Annotated in this window: 15 protein-coding genes; 8 read left to right on the top strand and 7 right to left on the bottom strand. The window is 50.3% G+C overall.

The window, feature by feature from the left end; translation table 11 throughout:
- Window positions 1-9 precede the first annotated feature (9 nt).
- Window positions 10-822: an ABC transporter ATP-binding protein gene (locus ACTCCX_RS08555; protein WP_320164415.1), complete on the top strand. Its 813-nt coding sequence runs from the start codon at window positions 10-12 to the stop codon at window positions 820-822.
- 361 nt (window positions 823-1,183) lie between these two features.
- Window positions 1,184-2,332 carry an iron-containing alcohol dehydrogenase family protein gene (locus ACTCCX_RS08550; RefSeq protein WP_463275606.1) on the top strand — a complete coding sequence of 383 codons (1,149 nt, stop codon included), beginning with the start codon at window positions 1,184-1,186 and terminating at the stop codon, window positions 2,330-2,332.
- Between the two features lie 276 nt (window positions 2,333-2,608).
- On the opposite strand, the gene ACTCCX_RS08545 is transcribed toward ACTCCX_RS08550, so the two are convergent.
- The 4 genes from ACTCCX_RS08545 to ACTCCX_RS08530 form a co-directional block, all read right to left on the bottom strand.
- Window positions 2,609-4,666, bottom strand: a complete 2,058-nt coding sequence (locus tag ACTCCX_RS08545) for an ABC transporter ATP-binding protein/permease (RefSeq protein ID WP_463275605.1) — start codon at window positions 4,664-4,666, stop codon at window positions 2,609-2,611.
- A gap of 98 nt (window positions 4,667-4,764) precedes the next feature.
- Complete coding sequence (locus ACTCCX_RS08540; RefSeq protein WP_463275604.1) at window positions 4,765-5,409, bottom strand: TetR/AcrR family transcriptional regulator; 645 nt, start codon at window positions 5,407-5,409, stop codon at window positions 4,765-4,767.
- A 265-nt stretch (window positions 5,410-5,674) separates the two neighbouring features.
- A complete protein-coding gene (locus ACTCCX_RS08535) occupies window positions 5,675-6,631 on the bottom strand; it encodes an AEC family transporter (RefSeq protein ID WP_463275603.1) in 957 nt (318 codons plus the stop codon).
- Between the two features lie 34 nt (window positions 6,632-6,665).
- Window positions 6,666-7,523 carry a sulfite exporter TauE/SafE family protein gene (locus tag ACTCCX_RS08530; protein WP_463275602.1) on the bottom strand — a complete coding sequence of 286 codons (858 nt, stop codon included), beginning with the start codon at window positions 7,521-7,523 and terminating at the stop codon, window positions 6,666-6,668.
- Between the two features lie 217 nt (window positions 7,524-7,740).
- Between ACTCCX_RS08530 and ACTCCX_RS08525 the strand changes: the two genes are divergently transcribed.
- From ACTCCX_RS08525 to ACTCCX_RS08515, 3 genes are read left to right on the top strand one after another with little or no spacing between them, the layout of a single operon-like run.
- Complete coding sequence (locus ACTCCX_RS08525; RefSeq protein ID WP_463275601.1) at window positions 7,741-8,541, top strand: alpha/beta fold hydrolase; 801 nt, start codon at window positions 7,741-7,743, stop codon at window positions 8,539-8,541.
- 51 nt (window positions 8,542-8,592) lie between these two features.
- Window positions 8,593-10,101 (top strand): DUF1538 domain-containing protein, encoded by a 1,509-nt coding sequence (locus ACTCCX_RS08520; RefSeq protein ID WP_463275600.1) that lies wholly within the window; start codon window positions 8,593-8,595, stop codon window positions 10,099-10,101.
- A gap of 13 nt (window positions 10,102-10,114) precedes the next feature.
- On the top strand, window positions 10,115-10,270 hold the full coding sequence (locus ACTCCX_RS08515; protein ID WP_463275599.1) for a hypothetical protein: 156 nt from the start codon (window positions 10,115-10,117) through the stop codon (window positions 10,268-10,270).
- A 274-nt stretch (window positions 10,271-10,544) separates the two neighbouring features.
- On the opposite strand, the gene ACTCCX_RS08510 is transcribed toward ACTCCX_RS08515, so the two are convergent.
- Window positions 10,545-11,615, bottom strand: a complete 1,071-nt coding sequence (locus ACTCCX_RS08510; protein WP_463275598.1) for a YeiH family protein — start codon at window positions 11,613-11,615, stop codon at window positions 10,545-10,547.
- Between the two features lie 120 nt (window positions 11,616-11,735).
- Between ACTCCX_RS08510 and ACTCCX_RS08505 the strand changes: the two genes are divergently transcribed.
- Window positions 11,736-12,608 carry a LysR substrate-binding domain-containing protein gene (locus tag ACTCCX_RS08505; RefSeq protein ID WP_463275597.1) on the top strand — a complete coding sequence of 291 codons (873 nt, stop codon included), beginning with the start codon at window positions 11,736-11,738 and terminating at the stop codon, window positions 12,606-12,608.
- A gap of 333 nt (window positions 12,609-12,941) precedes the next feature.
- Here ACTCCX_RS08505 and ACTCCX_RS08500 read toward each other — a convergent pair whose 3' ends face one another.
- Window positions 12,942-14,087 carry an RNA-guided endonuclease TnpB family protein gene (locus tag ACTCCX_RS08500; RefSeq protein ID WP_463275596.1) on the bottom strand — a complete coding sequence of 382 codons (1,146 nt, stop codon included), beginning with the start codon at window positions 14,085-14,087 and terminating at the stop codon, window positions 12,942-12,944.
- Between the two features lie 228 nt (window positions 14,088-14,315).
- On the opposite strand from ACTCCX_RS08500, the gene ACTCCX_RS08495 reads away from it, so the two are divergent.
- Window positions 14,316-15,347 carry a GMP reductase gene (locus ACTCCX_RS08495; RefSeq protein WP_463275595.1) on the top strand — a complete coding sequence of 344 codons (1,032 nt, stop codon included), beginning with the start codon at window positions 14,316-14,318 and terminating at the stop codon, window positions 15,345-15,347.
- A gap of 1,398 nt (window positions 15,348-16,745) precedes the next feature.
- On the opposite strand, the gene ACTCCX_RS08490 is transcribed toward ACTCCX_RS08495, so the two are convergent.
- Window positions 16,746-16,907, bottom strand: a complete 162-nt coding sequence (locus ACTCCX_RS08490; protein WP_463275594.1) for a hypothetical protein — start codon at window positions 16,905-16,907, stop codon at window positions 16,746-16,748.
- 112 nt (window positions 16,908-17,019) lie between these two features.
- On the opposite strand from ACTCCX_RS08490, the gene ACTCCX_RS08485 reads away from it, so the two are divergent.
- Entirely contained in the window at window positions 17,020-17,925 is a 906-nt protein-coding gene (locus tag ACTCCX_RS08485; protein ID WP_463275593.1) for a helix-turn-helix domain-containing protein, read from the top strand.
- Window positions 17,926-18,392: the final 467 nt, after the last annotated feature.

The following is an 18,392-nucleotide window of genomic DNA, read 5'->3' as shown; positions in this document are numbered from 1 at the left end:
GAACCAACTATGCAGAGGACTTATGAAGGAATAAACGGAAAGACAGTGGTAAAACTGGAGGATGTCGAACTGGTCTACAACAGCGAAATCGGGACCGTGACGGCCTTGGCCCAAGTCAATCTCGACATCCAAGCAGGCGAGTTCATCTGCGTAATGGGACCATCCGGTTGCGGCAAGAGCACGCTCCTGAACATCATCTCGGGCTTCATGCAGCCGACGGACGGGCAAGCCTTGATGGACGGCAAACCGATCGAAGGGCCGGATTGGCAGCGCGGCGTAGTCTTCCAGTCGCCGCCGCTCTATCCGTGGCTGACGATTAAAGAGAACGTCAACTTCGGTCTGCGCATGCGCAACATCCCGGAACAGGAACGCGAGGCGATCACCGAGGAATACCTGGAAATCGTCGGACTCCAGGACTTCGCCAACCGCAAGCCGTATGAACTTTCCGGCGGGATGAAGCAGCGCGCTTCCTTGGCGAAAGTGCTGGTCAACGAACCGGGCATGATCCTGATGGACGAACCGTTCGGCGCGCTCGATGCTTTGACCCGCGACAAGATGCAGGCGCTGATCCGCCGCATCTGGATGAAGAACCAGAGCACCGTCTTCTTCATCACCCATGACGTCGACGAAGCCTTGTCGCTGGCGACGAAAGTCATCGTCATGTCCAGCCGCCCCGGCCGCATCGTCAAGGTGCTCGACACCGACTTCACCTACGACATGGACGGCGCCAACAGCGAAAGCGCCCGCTACTCCAAGCAATACATGACGATGCGCGAATCGATCCTGAACGTCATCAACCAAAAAGACGAGCTGGCTGTCTAGGTGGGATGGTATAATTATGTTTGAGGGCTTCGGCCGTTGGACGGCCGGAAATGGCCTGAAAAGATGAATAACTGTCTGTTATTCATCTTTTCAGGCCTGGCGATGGTAAAAAAGATGAATAATGAAAAAGAATTCATCTTTTTTAACTAATTTCGCTCCAAAAAGATGAATAAAGAGCATGAATCCATCTTTAGCGGGCTCGCCCGCGGAAAAACATGAATAACAATCATGAATCCATGGTTTCGGTCTTGGGGGGCGGGCAATCCGATGAAAGATACGCTTCAATAATACGGGGCCGCCTCGCAGGAGGCTGCCCCATAGCCATTTAAAAGAAAAACCTACTGCAGAAAGGGTGCATGGAATGGATTGGAATTATCAACAACCAGTGAAAATCATCTTCGGAAACGGGAAAATTTCCGCCTTGAAGGAGGTCATCACGGAGTTGGGGAAGACGGACGGTATCTTGATCTGTTCGCGTTCCTTCCGCAAATCCGGCTTGGCCGACAAAGTCATGGAGGAAGCGGGCGGCCTCTTGACCGCCGTCTACAGCGACGTTTCGCCAAATCCTGAGGTGAGCGAAGTCGATGCCTGCGCCGAGCTGATGCGCGAGCAGGACTCCAAATTTGTGGTCGCGCTGGGCGGAGGAAGCGTGATGGACCTCGCCAAAGCCGCCGCGACGATCGCAACGGTGGACGAGTCGATCAGTCTTTACCACGGCACCGGCAAAGCTTTGCCGGAAACATTCCTGCCTTTGATCGCTGTGCCGACGACTTCCGGAACCGGCAGCGAAGTCACGAGCGTCTCGGTCCTTTCCGACCACGCAACCGGCAAAAAAGCGCCGATCCTGTCGCCGAACTTCTTCCCGGCCTACGCCGTCGTCGATCCGGAATTGACCTATACTTGTCCGCCGACCGTGACCGCCTGCTCCGGGATTGATGTCCTTTGCCAAGCAATCGAAGGGTATTGGAGCGTGAACCACCAGCCGATCTGCGACGCGCTCGCGATCCATGCCGCGAAATTGGTTTTTGAGCACCTGCCGGTCGCCTATGCAAACCCGACAGATGCCACCGCGCGCGAAAAGATGGCCGAAGCCTCCGTCATCGCCGGCCTGGCTTTCGCGCTGCCGAAAACGACATCCTCGCACGCCGTCTCCTATCCGCTGACGAATCTCTACGGCATCCCGCACGGCGAAGCTTGCGGTCTGACGATCGATTACTTCGCCAAAGTGAATGCCCTGCTGGAGACGGATGGCCGCGTGACCGCCTTCGCCAAAGCACTCGGCTTCACCGATGCGGCCGCGATGGCCGAAGCCATCACAGCGCTGAAAAAACAGATCGGCTTGCGGACTGACCTGAAGGATTTGGATTTGTCCGATGCGCAGATCGATGAATTAGTTCAGCTTTCCCATCATCCCAATCTCGAGAATAATCCAGTCAAGATCACGGACGACATCCTCTATGATCTGTTCGGGACGTTGAGCAAGAAAGATATGTATGTGGAGCAGCCGTAACCGGCTGCTTTTCTCTTTCAAAAACAAGTAATACCCCGCCAAAACCGGTTTCGGCGGGGTATTTCTGTTGTGCAAAGTTCAAGATTCCCCGCCAAAACTGATTTGGCGGGCTATATCAGCGTCATGCGGCCCGAAATAAACCGCCAAAGTCTGTTTGGCGGGGAAACCCCGCCCCGAGGTTTGAAACATTCTAAATCTTTTTGCCTTTACTCCAAAAAAACAGCCACCCAACCTCAAAACAAGGCTGGATGGCTGTTTTTCTAGTTGCCTTAAAAATTAGTCATGACGCAAAGCTTCGATCGGATCGAGCTTGGCGGCTTTATTGGCAGGGAAGACACCGGCGATGACGCTGATGATGACGCTGGCCAGAATGCCCAACAAGGCATAGGTCGGAGTCATGTGCAGGATGGTCGTCCCGAAGATGCGCTCGACCGCCACGTTGCCGATTGTAGAAAGCAGGGCGGCGATGCCGACACCGAGCAGGCCGCTGAACAGGCCGATCAGGAAGGATTCAGAGACGAAGATGCGGCGGATGTCTTTGTTGCGCCCGCCGATCGCTTTGATGACGCCGATTTCCTGCGTCCGCTCAACGACGCTGATGTAAAGGACGGTCAGGATCATGATGGCCGATACGAACAAGGAAATGCCAGCCACACCGGCTAGGATATACGTGAAGATATCCAGCAATTTCGTGAAGGTTTTTGCCAGCGTGTCTGTTGAGGAGCCTGCATAACCCAGTCCGTTGATCGCATCTTTGATGTCTTGGGAATTGCTTGTTTCATCCGCGAAAAGATACGCGACATTCGGTTCCACGGTCAAGCCGTTTTCAGCATTCATGTCCGCGAAAGTGTCCATCGTCATGAAGACCGAGTCGAAAGCGCCGGCAGGGCCGATCGCGTTTCCGGCTGTGTAGATGCCGCTGACCGTGTAGGTGCCGTTCAAAGGGTTGCCGTTGACGGAAAGCTTGACTTCGACTTCGTTGCCGATCATATCCTCAGCGTTTCCGGCCATTCCCTCGGCCATTTCCTCGGTGATCAGAACTTCATCCTGCTCCGGGAATGCGCCGTACAAAATGTTGGAGTCGGTCATGAACTCCGAAGTCGTGCCGAAGTTCATGAACGGATAATTTTCGCCTTCATAAACGACCGTATCACTGCCCATCGAGAAGGAAGCATAGGACAATTCCAACTTTTCGACATGCGGAATGGCTTCCAGCTCGGCAATGTTCGCCTCTTCAAACGGGATGTTCTTCGAAAGCTGCGCGGCCGGATTATCGGCGATCAGCGTGCCGCCGATTCCGCCACCGCCACCCATGCCGCCTGGCTGCGCAGGTGCAGCTTCCGCGACGGTTTCGACGCTAGCAGCTGCAGAGGTGCCGGATTGCGTCTCCTCGGTCATCCGCGCTTCACTGATGATCGGATTGACGTTTTCGTTCATCGTGTCGGTCAGGTAGTCGTTCACGCCTTTGCCGAGCGCCAACATCAGGATGATGCTCATGATGCCGATGCTTCCGCCCAACGCGATCAGGATGTTTCGGCTCAATTTCTCTTTCATGTTCAACAAGGCCATGCGGATGGCCGCGAAGAAACTCAGGTTTTTATTTTCCTGCTTTTCCTTTATTTGGAAGGCGTTGTCGTGGAACTGCAACGGCGGGCGTTTTTCGTCATTGATGATTTTGCCGTCATCGATCGTCACGATGCGGGTGGAACGGGAAGCGACGCGCTCCGAGTGGGTGACCATGATGACCAGCTTGCCGGTTTTCGCGATGTCCTGGATGATGTCCAGCACTTGATCCGACGTCTGGGAATCGAGCGCCCCGGTAGGTTCGTCGGCGATGATGATGTCCGGGTCGTTGACCAGAGCCCGCGCGATTGCCACCCGTTGCTTTTGCCCACCGGATAATTGGTTCGGTTTCTTTTGGTAATGGTCCTTCAAGCCAAGTTGCTCGAGCACCTCTTTGGCACGGGATTTTCGGGTTTTGCTGTCGATGTTCGAAAGCGTCATCGCCAAGGTGACGTTGTCCAAAATGGAAAGGTGAGGGACGAGATTGAAACTTTGGAAGATGAAGCCGATTTTCTCTTTGTGGAAAGCGACCATTTCCTTTTCCTTGAACTGGCCGATATTCTCGCCGTCCACCAGTATTTCACCGTCGAATTGCGAATCCAAGCCGCCCAACAGGTTCATCAGCGTCGACTTGCCGCTGCCGGATTCACCGATGATCGAAACCAATTCGCCTTTTTCGAAAGACAACTGGACGTCCTTCAATGCGTGGAAACGTTCGCTGTCGGTGATGGGATAATATTTGTTTAAGTTGTTTACTTCCAAAAATGCCATTTAACTGTTCCTCCTCTTAAATAAATAAGTGAGTAATCACTCACTTTTATCTTGTGGGTACAGTATAGTCCTTAACAGAGCAGGCTGTCAAGGACTGATTATGGCTGGAGGCCCTTTTCGAGAAAAAGAATCAGGTGATCGGTTTCGACACTCTGTGCGGCGTTGCTGGAGAGTCCCATCGATTTCGCGACGACAAAGCCGGCGACTGTGCTGATGATCAGGCGGATGATTTCTTCGTTCGGCCAGTCGACGATCTCCTGCTTTTGTTTGAACAGATCCAGCAGTTGGTTGATCTCCTGGAACAGAGCTCCCGGAATCAGCGTCAGCAGATTGTTGCGCATGTTTTCCTGGTACAAATATTCCGTCAGAAATATTTTCCAGATCTTCATATTGCTGCCGGCGAAATCGATCCTGTCAGGCAGGACGTGGTGGAGAAAATGATGGAAGGATAAGTCAGCCAGATTCACTTTGTTTTTCTGCAGTTCCGCTGGAATCAACACTTCGAGCGACTTGCTGAGGATCGGCAATATGCTGGCATACAGTAGATTCTCCTTCGAACCGAAATGCTTGAAGATGGTGCCTTCCGCCACATCCGCCAAGCGGGCGATGTCCTTTGTCGATGTGTTCGAATAGCCTTTTTCCGCGAACAACTCCAGACTGGCGCTCAAAATAGCCTGCATCTTCGGCGTCAGTTTTTCGTTGTTCTGGATTTTATGTTTAAAGATTTCAAAAACCGAATCCACTCTATCCGCTCCTTTACGATTGTTGTGGTTCCATCTTACGTTGGAAACCGGAAACAAGCAAGCAGTTTCCGAAGATTGGTGGCGGATGTGCGGTCCGCATGTTTGCCGGAGTTTCCCCGCCAAAGACTGCTTGGCGGGGAAAAACACTTGTTGACAACACGAGTTTCCCCGCCAAAACCAGCTCGGCGGGGAAAAACGAACTGGAGCAGCCCGAAATAAACCGCCAAAGTCAGTTTGGCGGGGAAACCCCGCCCAATTCAAACCGTCAAAGCAGCACCGTCATCAGAATGATGAACGTCACGATGGAGAGGATGACGTTAAGCGACAGAAAATTCATGATGAAGCTCTTGTCGGGGCAATCGCCTTCGATGAATACAGGAATAATGAAGGAGGGCGGACAGATGAACATGGTGTAGACGGCCATCTGGAACAGCCGGTCCAAGCCGAGCAGCCTGTCGATGACGAAAGTGTTCAGCAGATAGGCCAACAGAAGCATCATGCCGATCCTCAGCAATACCGCCGGGAGCGGCACCAAAAGCTGTTTCAAATCGAAGTGGAGTTCATAGCCGATCACTAAAAGGATCAGCGGTAAGGTGATTTCTGCCAACATTCCCGCGGCTGTCAGCAAGACTGCTGTCGCCGGGTTCGTGTGGAAAAACGTCCGCCCGCCAAGCATGGAGACCAAGATTCCCAAAAACATGCTTATCAGGAAGGGTGATTTGACTATATGTTTGACCTGGTCCTTCAGGCTCATCCTTTTTCTGCCGGTTTGGTTGCAGCCGACTTTATCCAAAAACGTCGCGAGCACGATGAAGATGAATATCAGATTGCCGATATCGAGGATGGCCAATCTGTACAAGTGCTCAGCGCCGAAAGTGGAGATGAAGAGCGGATAGCCGATGATACCGGTGACGAAGCTGGAATAGACTGCTGGGAAGAACGCATTGGATGATTTCCAGATTTTTTTGAACAAAAATCCCATCGAGAAAGCCAACAGGCAAGTGATGAAAACCGCAACGGAGCCCCATAGGTAGTCCGCTTGCAGATCGGCATCCAACAAAATCAGAAACAAAAGACTGGGCAAGGCCAGGTTCAAAATAAGCTTCTTCATGCCTTTGACGGCATCGGCGCTGATGAATGCTGTCTTCTCCAAAACAACGCCTGTCGTTATCAGCGCGATGACCGGAAATGCCTTCAAGGCGATGGTTATGATGTCATTCATGAAACACTACCTCCTTCATCAACCAATAGTGCCTTCAGATCAGCCCGACAGCGAGCAAAATACCAACCAAGGCAAGCATGATGCCCACGACGATCTGCACCACCCGCAAGGTCACTTTTTTCAAAAGCCGCGAGCCGACGAAGGCGCCCGCAAAAGCGGCGACAATTGCAGCTGTAACCAACGCCCAGTCGGCATCCGTGCCGATGGTGCCCAGATGGTTTGCATAAACGGAAAGCCGGGTAAGGTCGATCAGGAAGGCTGCGGCAACGCCGGTCGCGATGAAGGCTTCCTTCTCGAGGCCCGCTTTGCTGAGGAAGGCGGAGCGGAGGGCACCTTGATGACCGGACAGACCGCCGAAGAAGCCGCTGACGGCGCCGCCCAACGGCAACCATTTCTCAGCGAATGCCAGCTTTTCGAAGCGCGGAAGCAACTCGATTATGGCGAAACCAATCATCAGGACCCCGATGACGACCTTGACCACTGAAATCTGGAAGTCCCTCTGGCCGATTGCGTAGCTTGCTATCGGCGGCAATTCCGAAAAATAGGTCAGCAGCCACGCGCCCACGAAAGCCGCAACGATGCCGGGCAGGGCGAATTTCAACAGTACCGATTTATCGGCTTTCTTTCCCACAAGCGCAAGCTTAAAGACATTGTTCGCCAGATGGACGACCGCCGTCATGGCTATAGCCGCTTCCAACGGAAAAAAGAGCGCGAATGCCGGCATCAGCAGCGTGCTCAGCCCGAATCCGGAGAAAAGCGTCAAAAAAGATGCGCCGAGGGCAACAAGGCAGACGATCACATACATCATTTTTTCCACAACCTTTGCTTGAGGACATACGAAAAGGACCAGGATAGTTGCGGAAGACATCCGCAGGAATTTGGTATTCTTCACCTTTATTGTGCGCCCAATGGAGTAGCAGATGCAAATGATATGATACGGAATGGGATTTGCATTCGCTGAAATTAGGCAGTGGGGTACTTTCCAAATCGTTAATAATCATTCTGGATGATGACCTAAAATTAGCGCACTGAATCAGACGGACTTATAATGGAGTTGAAAGAAACCCAAGCAAGTGCATCAAAAGTATTTTATTGAAAGGAAGTGCCCAATGGACCTAATCGCAAAGCATGCCGAACTGAAGAACGGCATGCGCCTGAGCTACGCCGAACAGGGCGCAGATCGCGGTACGCCGCTCATCCTGTTGCACGGCATCGCGGATTCTTGGCGCATCTTCGAACCGCTGCTTGTGGAACTCCCGGAGAGCGTCCACGTATATGCCCTGAGCCAACGCGGACACGGCGATTCGGACCGGCCAGTGACCGGTTACCGCACCCTCGATTTCGTGGAGGATCTGCGGCTGTTCATGGAGGCACTGCAAATTCCGAAAGCGATCATTGCCGGGGCTTCAAGCGGAGGTTTCGCGGCCCGCAATTTTGCCGCAACCCATCCGGAACGGACGGCTGGGCTGATCCTGTTGGGCTCGCCCGCCACGCTGGCAACGAGGCCGAATCCGTTTGCGGAGCTGAAGAATCCGATCGATCCCGGATTCGTGAAAAGCTTTGCGGAGAGCATCCTCTCCCGCCCGGCGTCTGCGGAAGCCTTGGCCAGCATGATCGCCGAAAACCTGAAGGCGCCCGCGCGCGTATGGGTTGAAACCGGCAACGGCCTGTTTGAAGAAACCTTTCCCGGCGAGCTCGCCAAAATCCAAGTTCCCACGCTCATCGTCTGGGGCGATCGGGATTCCATCATTACGTATGAGGACCAACTCGCGCTCGCTGAAGCGATCAAAGGATCCAAGCTCATCACGCATCCCGGATCGGGCCACATGCTCTATTGGGAAGAACCCGCATTGATTGCAAGGGATATCGTCGCTTTCATAAATGAAATAGCAGCAACGAATAAAGCGTGAACGCTCCGAATCAGCTTTTTTGCACGTCCTTTGGGGAGAGGAGGGATTTCGATGAAACTGTTCTTGTCAAAAATCCGGGAAGTGCTGCAGGCGGTCCTGCCCATCGTCGCAATCGTCCTGTTGCTGCATGCCACGCTGACGCCGCTGACCGCATTGCAGCTCGAACGATTTCTGCTGGGCGCCTTCTGTATCACCGCCGGACTTTCCATTTTCCTGCACGGCATCGATTTCAGTATCAGCATGATCGGCAAAGCGATGGGCCGGACCTTCTCCAAGACCGCCAACCTCATCTTCTTGGCCGGTGCCGGTCTGGCCCTCGGGTTCATCATTTCCATTGCGGAACCGGACCTGCACATCCTGGCCGGGCAAGTCGAACGTTTGACGGCAGGCGCTGTCGGAAAATGGAGCATCATCCTCGTCGTATCGATCGGCATCGCCGCCCTGCTGGCACTCGGCCTGATCCGGATCGTCCGCAACATCGTCCTCCACAAGCTGCTGATCGGGCTGTACGCCGTCGTATTTCTCCTCACCCTGAGCGCATCCGACGAATTCCTCGCCATCGCCTTCGATGCATCCGGCGCGACGACCGGCGCCATGACGGTCCCGTTCATCATGTCGATGGCGCTGGGGGTCACGTTGCTGCGCAAGGACAACCTCGCCGCCAACACCGAAGGCTTCGGGCTGATCGGCGTCGTCTCGGTCGGACCGATCATCGCCATCCTCCTGATGGATCTCTTCGCGGCCGGCGCTGTCACGGCGCCGGACACTCCTATCGATGACCTGAAAACAGCCAGCCTGCTGGCGCCGTTCCTCGAAAAAATCCCGATCGTGGCCGAAGAAGTCCTGCTCGCGCTGCTGCCGATCACGCTCATTTTTCTCCTGATGCAGCGCTATTCCTTCCGCCTCTCGCGCCGAAACATCTCGTGGATCCTCTACGGCCTGCTGCTGACCTACATCGGCCTCTTCCTGTTCCTCCTCGGCGCCCAAGCCGGCTTCATGGAAGTCGGAAGGACGATCGGTTTCAACGTCGCCTCTTTGGATAATAAGCTGTATTTGCTTGTGATCGGCTTCGTGCTAGGTTTGGTCACCGTCTTGGCGGAACCGGCCGTCCATGTCCTGACGCATCAAATCGAGGACATTACGAACGGCGCCGTCAATAGGAACGCGGTCAAAGCCGTTCTTTCCTTGGGGATCGGTACGGCCGTCGCCTTGGCGATGCTGCGGATCGTATTCCCTCAGATCCAGCTATGGCACTACCTGTTGCCCGGCTACCTCATCGCGCTGACACTGACTTTTTTCGTACCGAGAATGTTCGTCGGCATCGCCTTCGATTCCGGCGGCGTCGCTTCCGGACCGATGACCGCGACCTTTATCCTTTCCTTCGTCCAAGGAGCCGCCAGCGCGATGGACGGAAACAACCTCGTCTCCGAAAGCTTCGGCATGATCGCCCTCGTCGCGATGACCCCGATCATCGCCGTGCAGGTGTTGGGGCTTGTGTACAAAATTCGGGCAGAAAGAAACAATGGGAACGGAATTCAATGTAATCCTGGAAAAGAATAGCGAGGTGGTACTAATGATGGAATGGGATGAAATTGATGAAGAACGCGCAAATTTGATTGTTGCGGAGAGGCTGGCAGAAGAAAATGTAAAAACATACTCAGACAAAGAAGTACGGAATGTTGATGATGAAGAAGAACTTGTCGTGGACGAGGACGACGGTTGGGAATAAACCTTGAGGATTAAGATTGTCGACTAAACGAAGATCAGAAGATGCTGAACACCCGAGAGCGGATGCAGTTGTCGACTGAAAAGTTACGAAAACCACAAAACACCTTACAGATTGCTCTTCTGTCGGGTGTCAGCCCAGGATGGTAAACTGTTTACCCGAGATTTCCCGCAGCTGTCGACTGAACGGATGCCGAAAACCGCAAAACACCCGACAAACGCGCAATATCAAAGAAAAAGGCATCGGCTCCCACAGGAACCGATGCTTTTTGGCGCTATTATCCGAAAAATACCCGTATCAGCGCAACGGCCATAACGACCTGTACTGCGCCGACGGTCAACCCGTAAAGCATGGCTTTGGGGCCTTCTTTGATGATGTCGGCGAATTTGACGCGCATGCCGATTGCGGCTAGGGCGGCGACTTCGAATTGGGTGCTGATCGCTTTTGAGCCGATCAGGACGCTGTCGGGGACACCGATGAAGCTGCGGATCAGGAAGAAGACGACGAAGCCGGTAAGGAACCAGGGGACGCCGTAGGAGACGGCGGCCGGGCTGGCGGACGCTCCCGCTCCGGTGACCGATCCTTCGTCAATCCCCGCGCGCTTTTTGCGCGTGAACAAAGATTCTCCTTCATTTATATTCATGCGCCCATACAACACAGCGACGCCGATGATCAAAAGCACGCGCATCAGCTTGAAGACGGTCGCCAGCGTGACGACGTCGTCATTGACGAGCTTGGCGGCAGCGACGACTTGGCCGACGGATTGGACGGTGCCGCCGATCAGGGCGGAGGTGCGCAGGGTGTCGCTGCCGTACAGAATGGCGCCCAGAACCGGCAGCAGGATCATCAGTGCGGTACCGGTCAGGTTGACGATGGTGATCGAGATGCCTTTTTCTTTGTTGTCGGCCTGGACGATCGGCGAAACGGTGCCGATGGCCGAGGAACCGCAGACTGCGTTGCCGGCACCCATCAGGAGCGAGAAGCGTTTGCCGAAGCCAAAGTATTTGCCGAGATTGTAGGTGACGAAAATCGTCAGCCCCATCTGCAGCACAACAAAGACGAAGCCCTTGATCCCAGCCGACTTCAGTACCTGGAAATCAAGAATAAGCCCGTTCAGGACAATGGCGTATTCCAAGAGCCTTTTCTCGGAAAATTTCGTGCCTTGGCCCAGTTCCGGCCGGTTCAAAAGCGTGTTGCCCAGCAGCATCCCCAGGAGGATGGCGATGAGCGCGGCGCCCAAAGTTGGCAGGAAGCGAGCCAAAAATTGGCTGGCCAAGGAGATGAGGATGCTGACGGCGAGGCCGGGCAGCACGCCGTCGAGTTCTTTTTTGAGTGCATTTATTTTCATGAGTGCTAATAACCTCCTTAAATGTTCCATTACAGTAATCCATTTTACCCGACTTTTTGCATAAATAAAAATAATGATTTATTATGCAGGTATAAGTAAAAATAATGGGAGGCGTCGCTCATGTTGGATTACCGCTACAAAACATTTCTCACGCTGATCGAGGAGGGTAGCTACACGAAAGCCGCCAAGAAATTGAACATCACGCAACCGGCCGTCACCCAGCACATCCAGCATCTGCAGGAGGAGCTGGGCGTCCAGCTGTTCCGCTTTGAAGGTAAGCAGCTGCTGGTCACGGAAAAGGGGCGCTATCTGGAGGAACAGTTGTCGCTGCTGAACCGCGATGTGGAGAGGATCCGCACACATCTGCTGCAGCAAGACGATGCACCGATGCTGTCTTTCGGGGCGACGCTGACGATCGGCGAGTACGTCATGCCGGGACTGATCGGGCGCTACTTGGAGCAGCATCCGCGCCATCATTTGTCGATGATCGTCGACAATACTGCCACGCTTACCGGCTTGATCCAGAAGGGGAAAATCGATTTCGCGCTGATCGAAGGCGACTTCAACCAGAGCCAACTCGGTTTCGAAAAACTGTCCGATGAGCCGTTCATCGGCGTCTGTGCGGCTGCCAGCCCGTTGTGGCGCAGCGAACAGGAGTTGGCGGCGCTCTTCAGCGAGCACCTGTTTGTCCGCGAGGAAGGCTCCGGTTCGCGGCGGATTCTGGAAAATGCTCTCCTGAAAGAGGGAGCGAACCTCAGCAGCTTCGGACGAGCGACCGTCGTCGGCGGCATCGGCCCGATCAAGCAGTTGGTGGCGGAGAACCGCGGCATTGCCTTCCTCTACCGCATCTCGGTCGAAAAGGAGCTGGAGGAGGGGACGCTGAAGGAGATTCCGATCCGGCGCTTCGTAGTGACGCATCCGTTCCATGTCGTCCATCTGAAGGACTTTCGTGATCGCGGGCCGCTCCAGGAACTGCTGTCTTTTTATCGTTGATGGGGATGCACGGAACCATACTGGGATGCGCCATCCGTCAGCTTTTTGTGATGCGGATCAGAAATCCGAACGTTTCATCACCAATTAATCTTTGACAAACGTGTGGCAGTAGTGTAACTTACTATTGGGACTTTACGATAGAGAATATTTTTTGTTTTTGTGTCTTTATCTGGGTAAAGTGATTCCTAAATGGAATTGTGCACTAACGGGAACTACTCGTCAATGAATGCCCGAGCTTCTGGGAACATCGCTGACTTATCAGTTTGAATATTTTCAAACCGACAGAGGTTACGACTTTTAACCAAAGCTCATTCCTAACTTTTGCTTTTAACGTTAAGCCAACGCTTTGTTCAGAATGTTGATTGCTGCATTGACATCTCTATCAATATCTACAGAATGACAATGTGGGCAGTCAAACCTACGAATATGAAGTGGTTTTTTACCGGTGTTTTCTCCACAATGGGAACAAATTTGGCTTGTGTAGCGAGCATCCACCAAAATAAGTTCTTTCCCGTACCAATCACATTTATAAGTTAGCATGGACTTGATTTTCGCCCAAGAAGCATCGGCAATAGAGCGTGCCAAATGATGATTCTGCATAAGTTTTATGGTTGACAGATTTTCCATTGCTATGAGATCGAATCTCCGAACCAAACTGGTCGTATACTGTTGCAGATAATTTGCCCGTTGGTTCGCAATTTTTTTGCTGATACGGGCAATATGTTCCTTGGCTTTGTGCAAATTCTTGAAGTCCGAAAGTTTAAGATCGATTCCCTGAGCTTTTGCTTCTTCGATTTTAGCGAGTGCCTGAGTGCGACGACGAGCAAACTTTCGTTCCCACTGTCGTCTATTCTTCGCCAAAGAACGTTCAAATTGTTTGTTTTTGAGTTTGAATCCGTCCGACTGGATAACCAGATCAGCAAGGCCTAAATCAATTCCAATCACATTTCCGGTCTTTTCGAACACCTTAGGTTCGTGTTCGACGTGGATGGTTGCTGTATAGGAACCATTTAATTCTCTGCGAATTGTGGCGCTTTTAATTTTATCTTGGATGCGATGTCCGCCAAAGAACTTTACCAAACCAAGTTTCGGCAATTTGAGGTAATGGGTATCGACTACCATTATGTTGTGGTTGATGCATTTCGACTTGTAAGTGTTCTTTGGGTGTTTACGTGATTTGAAGCGAGGGTGATTATTTTGTTTCGTGAAAAAACGGGTAAATGCGTCATCCAGATCATCTGACGTGTACTCAAGGCTGGTGCTTTCAGCTTCTTTCAGGAATGGAAATTCGATTTTGAGGGCTTTCATCAAATAGTGCATGCCATAAGCATTTACATAGTCGCCCCCATTTTCAAAACGATCCTGTTGCATACCGAGCAGCTTGTTCCAGACGAAACGATTCAATGAGAGGTTCTTATCGATGAATGCTTTCTGACTTTCAGTAGGGTGCAATTTAATTTTTATGCCCTTCAGCTTCATTGTTTTTCATCTCCTTTTCGCGTAAATAGCCGATTTATTTTTTATACCCGTTCTAACAACACCGTGCGTAGTGATACTGTCCATTACCTTGAAGGATTTAAATTGAATTTTGACAGAATATAAATATTCCGATTATGCAGTTCTGATTAAGACAAAACTGAGACGTTGTTCGTTATAAGTTCAATAAGCCTGTGGTGAACAACGAAAAACAGAAAGAGGGAAATAGAAATGAAAATTTTTGATTATGAAGACGTACAATTAATTCCGAATAAGAGTGTTGTGCAGAGCCGTTCTGAATGCGATACGACTGTCGCGCTTGGTGGCCGCACGTTCAAATTGCCGGTGGTGCCTGCGAATATGCAGACGATTCTGGATGAGGAACTTGCTGAAAAATTAGCCAGAGAAGGTTATTTCTACATCATGCACCGTTTCGATGAGGCGAGCCGTTTGCCGTTCATCCAACACATGCATGAAAAAGGTTTGTTTGCTTCGATCAGTTTGGGGATCAAAGCGGCAGAATTTGATTTCGTGAATGAATTGGCGGCTAAAAAAGCCGTTCCTGAATATACAACGATCGACGTGGCGCATGGTCATTCCGATGAAGTCATCCGTATGATCAAACACGTCAAAGCAGTGATGCCGGAAACATTCCTGATTGCCGGTAACGTGGGCACTCCTGAAGGCGTCCGTGAATTGGAAAATGCCGGAGCCGATGCTACAAAAGTGGGAATCGGACCTGGTAAAGTCTGCACGACCAAAATCAAGACTGGTTTCGGTACAGGCGGCTGGCAATTGGCGGCGGTAAGCTGGTGTGCGAAAGCTGCAAGCAAACCGATCATCGCTGATGGCGGCGTGCGTACCAACGGAGATATCGCTAAATCGATCCGCTTTGGTGCAACAATGGTCATGGTCGGCTCGTTATTGGCCGGACACGATGAGTCACCGGGCGAAACGAAGGAAATCAACGGCCGTTTGTACAAAGAGTACTTCGGCAGTGCGTCCGAATACCAAAAAGGTCAACGCAAGAACGTAGAAGGCAAAAAGATTTTGACGCCTTACCGCGGCACAATCGCCGACACCTTGAACGAAATGCGCGAAGATCTGCAGTCCTCGATTTCTTACGCGGGCGGAAGAGATATTTCTGCTATCCGTAAGTGCGATTATGTATTGGTCAAAAACTCCATCTACAACGGCGATAGCAACCAAGGCATCATCGAAGCTGGCCGCAGCTCTTATGGCGAAGGCGACACGATTCTATAATAAGAATAGCGGAACGGGTTCGTTCAATGTCATTAACTTAAGCGACCTGACAACTGTAAAAAAACGAGGATGCAAACTGCATTCTCGCTTTTTTTGACTGCGGGGCCGAGATTGTCGGATGCCGCTCGCGCATTCGACAATTCCAGTGCGATGCGGAAGCAAATTGCCGAATGTTTCTTGACATTCGACAATCTCGGCCCGATGCGGAAGCAAATAATCGAATGTTCCTCACCTATTCGACAATTTCGAAGGGCTAACCCGTGCAGCTGGCCCTCTTTCGAGAAGCGGAATATTTTAGCGAGCGAAAACAAACAAAAGTAGGCCGTCAGCGGCGCCCGGAAACGATCGGGTGCCGCTGACGGCTGCGTATTTTAACTAAATCAGAAGAAAAACATTTCGGGTTTTGGGTGCGCTTTCAAAACGGGGTTCGAGTATTGCCTAAACAGATCCAAATATTCGGGAAGAGGCAGTTATAAAAATATTAAGTATATATTGCGTAAAAAACAATAGTTTGACCTTTCCCGATACATGGCAACATTTTTGGTAATTCTGTATAAAGTTTGTGCGCTTTTTCCCAAAAAGACCGTCAAGATGCGACAAAAATAGGGTAATCCCGCAAAATACAATATTGTATTTTTTCTCGCGCGAATATAAGGAAGTTGAGCTTCCTTCAGTCATTCGGATAATATTCTGGTTGGTGTTTTCCTAACTATGCAGTAAGTAAATTTGATAAACTAATCAAATTTTGTTGCCACAGCAATGTTTAGTTTTGCTTGTTATTTCATAGTGTTCAATATTGGCTGAAATTTCGTTGTTTTTTGGACATTAAAAAACAAATAGAAAAGATCGCGTAGTGGTGCTATACTTACCTTAGTAAGAGAGCTCTTACTTTTGGAAACAACTTTTGTTTGAATCGCAATGGTACAACGTCAATTGTACAACATATTTTAAGCAATCGCTGGAGGTAGGTTTATATCAACCGATCACTAAAGGAGCAGCCTGAAGTCTCTTTTCTGTCTATCCAGTAGCCGAAAGCCTCCCCGCAGTACCCCATCCCGTTTTAATAATTGATCGCAATACATACTTCACCTTTTTGAATGAACGAATATGAATTCCTCGCTACACTTTGTAGGTTTGAGCTGATGGGCTTAGCGGAAAAGACGCTGAAGGAATTAAACAGCTGCGAACAGTCTGGGGCCGGAGTCCGAATCCGGCCCCAGACTGTTTTACCCGTAGTTACTATATTTTATGGGTTTGCCGGAAAAATAAGTGGATAAATCAACTGCTTTAGGCAGTAGGCAGGTTAGGACACGCGTCCTGACCTGCTTTTCCTTTTTCCGGGAAGTCCGATGTTGCCTGTATTAGATTTGTAAGTAAAAGTTTGTTGAATAACTTTACTTATCCCATAAACCAAAGCATATTAGTGGAATATTTTGCTGGTGCTTTTGCTACTTGTTCATGTTGAACATCTTTATTGGCATCAGCAGTTGTTTCCTTTACAATAAAACCAGTACTACCGATAATTCCTAAAACCAAGGACAAAACCATAAATTTTTTCATGACAGCTACCCCGTTTCTACAAAATATTTTCTTTCATAGTCACATTATAAATGAGAAAAATGCATTTTGAACCAATTAGTCGTATAATACTATAAAAAAGGAAGGTGGAAATATGGCGAAAGACTTTGGCGACGTCCTGAAAGAGATCAGGATAGATAGAGGATATTCCCAACAATACGTGGCAGAAGGCATAATGGGGCAGTCTGCCTACTCAAAAGTAGAAAGAAACGAAATAGAACCGACTTTTCGAAAATGGTTGGCAATCCTGGAAAAACTGAATATTTCGGTGGATGAGTTCCGTTACATTCTGAATAAGGAAAGTTTGACCACAAAGGAAAAAATAATCAATGAATTTTTATCGGTGAATTTTAATCATTTTGATGATCTGAAGTTGCTTCGGGATGAGATAAGTGCCTATTTACAAGAAGATGAAGACTATTTGATAAGAGACCTTTTTTATGCATGCGAAAGCCTAATCATTTTGAATACAACCCAAAATGTTGAGGAGGCACAATTCTTTGCCAAAAAAATTTGGGAGCGTATGGATAAATTTGATAAGTGGTATTTATTGGATATCCGCTTGATAAACTACATTCTGTTTATTTTCCCGAGTGAGGTTGCCGTGAACATTGGTAAAAGAGTAAGCAAACAATTGGAACCTTACCACAGTATGAAGGAAGCTGAAGTTACTTTGGTCAATGTGAATATTAATTTGGCTATCTTGCTGATCTATAATCAACAATATTCTGAAGCGCTCGACTACTTGGAAAAAGTGATACCTTTATGCAAAAAATATCAAAAGTACAACCAACTGGCGATTGCTTATTCCAGAAAAGGGATTATCCTGCAAAAAACGGCAGAATCAAAAGAAAGCTCCGAGTACATCGAGAAGGCTTACGCCATATTACATGCCATCGAAGACACAAAACTGTTGGGCGAATTAGAAAAGGAACTTGCATATTATTTGGAAGAGGGATTCAAACATCCGCTACAGCTAGAGATTTCGGTACATGAATAGGGAGCTCCGCTTTAGCAAACCGAATAGGTGTTTTACCATCCGTCCAGAAACCATAAAAATCCGGCTATCCAGATCAAATGGGTAGCCGGATTTTTTTGCTTCCGATCCGCCAGCTTCGCTATCTTCCATTAAGAATTGATCCAACACTTATACTATACGCAAAAAAATCGGATACCCGCGAAGGATATCCGATTTTTTATTGTTTGATCGGCGTCGGTCGAACGCAAAGTGAACGGTGACGAACAGCTGACGAAAGCCGAATCAGTTTGCTGAACGCAAAGCGAAGGACGACGAACAGTCGACGACCGCTGAATCAGTTTGCTGAACGCATAGTGAAGGACGCTGAACAGTCGACGAAAGCTGAATCAGTTTGCTGAACGTCAAACGAAAGACGCCGAACAGCCGACACCGCCCGCATCAGTCGGCGATTCAAGAAGAAAAGTATGCCTAACTTCCGACGACCACAC

The organism is Trichococcus sp. (assembly GCF_055118575.1).
The sequence above is the reverse complement of the archived record's forward strand: the minus strand, read 5'-3'. Positions and strand labels throughout refer to the sequence as shown.